General features: G+C 67.2%; 5 protein-coding genes. 3 read left to right on the top strand and 2 right to left on the bottom strand.

The annotated features are described in order from the left end of the window. Positions 1-188: 188 nt before the first annotated feature. Positions 189-2,618: a DUF3772 domain-containing protein gene (locus tag AB4Y98_RS20640; RefSeq protein ID WP_336022197.1), complete on the bottom strand. Its 2,430-nt coding sequence runs from the start codon at positions 2,616-2,618 to the stop codon at positions 189-191. Between the two features lie 90 nt (positions 2,619-2,708). Beyond that, on the bottom strand, positions 2,709-2,957 hold the full coding sequence (locus AB4Y98_RS20635) for a hypothetical protein (RefSeq protein WP_025874572.1): 249 nt from the start codon (positions 2,955-2,957) through the stop codon (positions 2,709-2,711). Between the two features lie 182 nt (positions 2,958-3,139). On the opposite strand from AB4Y98_RS20635, the gene AB4Y98_RS20630 reads away from it, so the two are divergent. The 3 genes from AB4Y98_RS20630 (at position 3,140) to AB4Y98_RS20620 (ending at position 5,472) form a co-directional block, all read left to right on the top strand. After that, positions 3,140-3,634 (top strand): lipocalin family protein, encoded by a 495-nt coding sequence (locus AB4Y98_RS20630; protein ID WP_363733923.1) that lies wholly within the window; start codon positions 3,140-3,142, stop codon positions 3,632-3,634. A gap of 12 nt (positions 3,635-3,646) precedes the next feature. Then, complete coding sequence (locus tag AB4Y98_RS20625; protein WP_442245041.1) at positions 3,647-4,855, top strand: NAD(P)/FAD-dependent oxidoreductase; 1,209 nt, start codon at positions 3,647-3,649, stop codon at positions 4,853-4,855. Positions 4,856-4,980: 125 nt separating this feature from the next. Beyond that, positions 4,981-5,472 carry a hypothetical protein gene (locus tag AB4Y98_RS20620; RefSeq protein ID WP_025874569.1) on the top strand — a complete coding sequence of 164 codons (492 nt, stop codon included), beginning with the start codon at positions 4,981-4,983 and terminating at the stop codon, positions 5,470-5,472. Positions 5,473-5,611: the final 139 nt, after the last annotated feature.

Raw genomic sequence — 5,611 nt, 5'->3', positions numbered from 1 at the left:
GGCGTGAGCGCCATGGATGGCGCGACCGAGCTTACAGGGACGTACTTGCAGCGTCCCCYGCAACCGGACCCACCCCGCCATCCCACAGGAAACCCGCTTCTGCTGTTGCTGTTGCTCCTGAGGTTGCCGGCCAGCGGCCGGCACTACCGCTTCGGCGGGTGCAGGGCGCAGCCCTGCCGACCCACCTCTTACTGCGGCGGATCGCGGGTAATGTGGATGTCGGTCGGCGTGGACAGCGGGATGTTCCGCTCGGCCAGGATCTGCAGCAGGCTGAAATACAGATCGCTGCGCGTGCCATACACCTGCCGCGGGCTGGCCACGTAGGCGAAGCTGTTGATGGTGATCTGGCCGCCGGCGATGCTGTCGATGTAGACCGACGGCGCCGGTTGCTGCAGTACCGTGTTGTGGGCCCCGTAGGCATCCAGCAGCGCCTGTCGCAGGCCGGCCACGTCGGTGCTGGTCGGCACCGCGAACTGGATCTGGACGCGGCCCTGGTTGTTGCCCATCGTCATGTTGCGGATGGTCTTGGTGATCAACTCGGAATTGGGCACGATCAAGGTGGACTTGTCGCTCACCTGGATCTCGGTGGAGCGCACGTTGATGCGGCGGATGTCGCCTTCCTGGTCGCCCAGCTTCACCCAGTCGCCGATCTTCACCGGGCGCTCGGTCAGCAGGATCAAGCCGGAGACGAAGTTCTGGATGATTGCCTGCAGGCCGAAGCCGATACCTACCGAGAGCGCACTGACCAGCAAAGCCAGGTTCTTCAGGTTCAGGCCCATCGCCGTCAGCGCCCACAGGCCCACCAGGATGATGCCGACGTAACCGGCGATGGTGCTGATCGAATTGCGTGCACCCAGGTCGAGTTCGGTCTTGGGCAGGTAGGTATCGGTCAACCAACGCTGCAGCAGCTGGGTCAGACCCATGCCCACCAGCAGCACCAGCACGCCGGTGACGATGCGGCCCGGCTGCAGCGTCAGGTCCTTGTTGATCACAATGCCATTGGCCAGCGAGGCAATGCGTTCAACGATCGTGCCGATATTGCCGAACGGTGCGGCCAGCGCCAGCAGGGCGATCAACACCACCAGGGTGCGCAGCATCGCCGACAGCAGCACGCCTGCCTGTTCCAGCTTCGACACGCTCAGGCCGGTGCTGAGCAGGATGGTCTGGCCGACCTTGCTGTCGGCATTCAGCAGCCAGGTGCAGAAGTCATCGACGAACTTGAACAGCAGCGTCGCCGCCAGCACCACGATGCTGCCGCCGATCAGCTGCTGGTTCACGAACTTGGCGAAGTTGACGTAGCCCATCAGGGTGGCGGCGATCGCGGCGACTACCGCGATGTTGCCGGCCACGCGGGCCAGCACCAGCCAGCTGCTGCGTCGTACCGGTAGCTGTGCGCCAAGACCGTCGGCCTGTGCTTCCAGCTTCGCCTCGGCCTCGGCGGTCTGGCGCCGATGCAGGCGCGACAAGGTCACCAGCATGGCCATGATCAGGCCCAGGTAGGTCAGCGCGATCACGCCGTCCAGCGCCACCGTGGTGACATCGCTGGTGCGGGTGGCGCGATCGATGGCCACCAGCACCGTGCTCAGCCAGGCCAGTGCCGCAGCACCCCAGGCGTACTTGCGCAGTTTCAGCGCGGCGGTGTCATCCAGGTTCAGCAGCCGCCACGAAGGCCGCTTGGGCACCAGCAGGCAGGCGCTGAGCGCGGAAATGAAGGCCGCGGCAAACGTCGCCGCCTGCACGCCTTCGGCCACGCTCTGCAGGCGCGGTGGAATCGCGCCGATGGCATCCAGTGCAGCCACCAGCACCACCACGGCGTAGCCGGGCAGCAGGGTGCCCACCAGCAGCAGCCACATGGCCAGACCGGAGCGGCGCAGGCGGCCGTCGGGGGCACGCTCGGACGCAGCGAACCGGCGCCCCAGCGCGCGCAGCCACAGGCGCAACGGGAACATCATCACCAGTGCCGCCGCCAGCCCCAGCAGCAACGTGCCCCAGCCATGGGTGGCAATGGCCGTGGTCAGCGCGGCACGGCCCTGCTGGGCCAAAGGAGTGACGCGGGCGATATCGTTCGGCAACTGGTCGGCCACCTGTCGCCACAGCGTTGGCGACAGTGGCGAGGCGACCTTGCGCCCCAGTTCCTCGGTGCGCTGCGCGTTGCGCTGCTTGTCGATGTCCGCGCTCAGCTGCTGCGCGCGGACGGCACTGGACTTGGCCTGGGCAATCGATGCCGCGAGGGCATCGCGCTGGCGCGTCAGCGTGCGCCGCTGCGCCGCCAGCTCCGGTGGTTCAGTGGTGTCCTTGGGGGCCTCACCCAGCTGCGTCAGCTGCTCGTTGAGCTGGTCCAGCTGCGGCTGCAGGGTCTTTTCCAGCGCCTCGGCATCGCGCTTGGCCTGTGACGCGTTTTCCGAAAGCGTGCCCAGCGTTTCGATGGCTTCGGCGTCGTTGCGCTTGCGTTCCACCGCCTTCAACGCATTGTCGATATCCGCCAGCTGCTGCTTGGGCGTGGGGTCGTCATCCTGGGCCAGCGCCGGCAGAGCCAGCAGCAGCGTGCAGCACAACAGCAGGGCCAACCAGGGGCCACGCACCAGGATCGTTCGGAAGAAGGAAGACAAGCCAGCCACACCGTTTTGCGCGGACCACCGCGCCTGCGCGCGACTATACGGCAGGTACTGTAAACGGCGGATGCGCAGGCGCTGGCTGCTGGCTGCGGCTCAGTACTTCAGGCGCAGCTCTTCCACCTGCGGCTGCTGCAGCGCGTACCAGTCCTGGAATTCTTCCTCGGTGATCTCATCCGGCGCATACACCGCGATCGGGTGCCAGGCGTGGTCGGTCGGCAACGGCTGGCGCGGCCCGGCGCGCAGGCTGTAGGCCACGCCTTCGTAGTCCACCAGATCGTCGACCTGCGGCCACTGCTCGCGGGCGAACTGGGTTTCACTCTTCAACAGGATCACCTGGTACATCGGCACCTCCACTTCGGTTGGATCGGAAAAACGCGGCGCTGGCGGAAGCATACCGCTGCGCCGATGACGGCACGCGCTCCGCCCGGGCGACGGAATGTTCTGGACATGGCCCTCGCCCCGGCTTCACCCGCCCGTGGCAGTGTCCTCGGCATCGTGGGGGTCCTCTCCTGCCACGCCTGACAATGACCGACCTGCCTCCCCTGAAGACCGTCAACGACCTCAAGCTGCCCCGCTACCTGGGCACCTGGTACGAGATCGCCCGCCTGCCGATGCGCCACGAGCCAGAGGGCTGCACCGACGTGTCGGCCCATTACCAGCTGCTCGACAACGGTAACGTGGGCGTCACCAACCGCTGCCGCATGGACGGCGAGATCGAGGAAGCCACCGGTGAGGCCTGCGCGATCGACAACGACAGCGCGCGGCTGGAAGTCAGCTTCCTGCCCAAGGGCCTGCGCTGGCTGCCCTTCGCCAAGGGTGATTACTGGGTGATGCAGGTGGCGCCGGACTACAGCGTTGCCCTGGTCGGCAGCCCGGATCGCAAGTACCTGTGGCTGCTGGCACGTGAGCCCCGGCTCGATGCCACCGTGCAGGAACATTATCTGGCCAGCGCGCGCCTGCAGGGCTTCGATCTGTCCGAACTGATCCTGACCCCGCATACCGGCCACCCCACCGCCTGAGCACGAACCCGCATGGACCTGAAGAGTGGCTACCCGTGGTGGGCGGTGCGCAACGGCCTGATCCAGGCCTTTCCGCCGCTGGAACAGGATCTGCAGTGCGATGTGCTGGTGGTCGGTGGTGGCATCACCGGCGCGCTGATCGCCGATGAGCTGTCGGCCCATGGCCACGACGTTGCGCTGATCGAGCAGCGTGACATCGGCTGGGGCAGCACCGCAGCCAGTACCGCGCTGCTGCAGTACGAGATCGATACCCATCTGCTGGAACTGGCCTCGCAGTATGGCCAGGACGCTGCGGCGCTGGCCTACCAGGCCTGTGCGGAGGCGATCCCCGCATTGGGCGAGGTCGCGCGCGGCCTGAAGGACGTCGACTTCAAGCAGATGGACAGCCTGTACCTGGCCAGCCGCCGCCGTGACGTACCGCGGCTGATGGCCGAAGGCGAGGCGCGCCGTGGCATCGGCCTGGATGCGCGCTGGCTGGACCGGGATGCGCTGCAGGAACGTTTCAGCGTCGATGCCGGAGGCGCCCTGCTGACCCGCCAGGCCGCACGGGTCGATCCCTACTGCTTCACTTACGGGCTGTTGCGGCGGTTGCAACGACGCGGCGGCGTGGTGCATGACCGCACCGTGCTGCATACCCTCACCCCTACCGCGCGCGGCGTAACCGCCCGCACCGAATCCGGCATGCAGATCCGCGCCCGCCACGTGGTGCTGGCGATGGGCTATGCCAACCAGCAGTGGCTGGACCCGCGCGTGGCCCGCAACCGCAGCAGCTACGCCTTCATCACCGACCCGATCAACGCCGACGAACTGGGCTGGCTGCAGCGCACGATGGTCTGGGAGAGCGCCCGCCCCTACCTGTACCTGCGTGCCACCGGCGACCGCAGGCTGTTGGTGGGCGGGCTGGACGATGCCATCGATATTCCCGCCCGCCGCGATGGCCGGGTGGACAGCAAGGCCCGCAAACTGATGAAGCAGCTGCTGCAGTGGTTCCCGCACCTGCAGCCGACCCCGGCGTTTTCATGGGCGGGCACCTTTGCCGAGACGGCTGACGGCCTGCCGTTCTTTGGGCCGCATGCGCAATGGGGTCCACGGGTTCAGTTCGCCATGGCTTACGGTGGCAACGGCATCACCTATTCAATGATCGGCGCCGGGCTGCTGCGGGCGCGGATCGAGCGGCGACGGCACCCGCTGCAGGACCTGTTCGGGTTTGGGCGGTTGTAGCGTGCAGCCAGGCATGGCCTGGCTCTACCGCAAACGGGCGCCGACAGGCATCATTCAAGCAACGCCTGCTAGCGTCGGCCTGTACCGCCGCGTGCTGCGCGGCCCCTCTGCGCTGGAGTGCCGTCATGATCCGCCCCCTGACCCTGCTGCTGTGCCTGGCCGCCCTGCCCGGGACCGCGTTGGCGCAGTCCGCCGCCGGCGCCACCGCGCCGCAGGCGTCCGGCCTGGACCTGTCCGTGCCGCAGACGCCTATGCGCTATCTCAACGATCCGACGCTGCAACAGGATCCGCCCGGCACGTTCTACGGCGACAAGACCGGCCCGCGCGTGCACGGCGACGGCAGGATCGCCGACGTGCAGGACGACAAGGTCAAGGTCTCCGGCAGCTTCACCACCGGCATCGGCTACGCCAAGAATTACGGCAACACGCATTACAACGCCGCCACGCTCAACCTCAGCAAGAACTACACCAACGATGAAGGCAAGACCCGCGGGGTCAACGTCAACATCCACGTGAGCGAAGGCAAGGGCCCGGGCTTCTTCGGGCCATATGGTGGTGGCGGCTACTACGGTGGTGGCCCGGGCTATTGGGATTACCCGCCGCCTTACGGCTGGTAAGAGACCGGTAGTGCCGGCCGCTGGCCGGGTACGCGTCAGCGCATGCGCGCTGTCGCTCCCACGCTTCGCTGCGCGAACCGCGGGCCCCACTTACCGACCTCCACACCCCCGCGCCTATGGCGCTGCCCCCGTACTCCGG

Origin of the sequence: Stenotrophomonas sp. 2YAF26 (assembly GCF_052114625.1) — a bacterium.
Classification (GTDB): Bacteria; Pseudomonadota; Gammaproteobacteria; order Xanthomonadales; family Xanthomonadaceae; genus Stenotrophomonas; species Stenotrophomonas indicatrix.
Note: the sequence above shows the minus strand (reverse complement) of the source record. Positions and strands in the feature narration are given on the sequence as shown.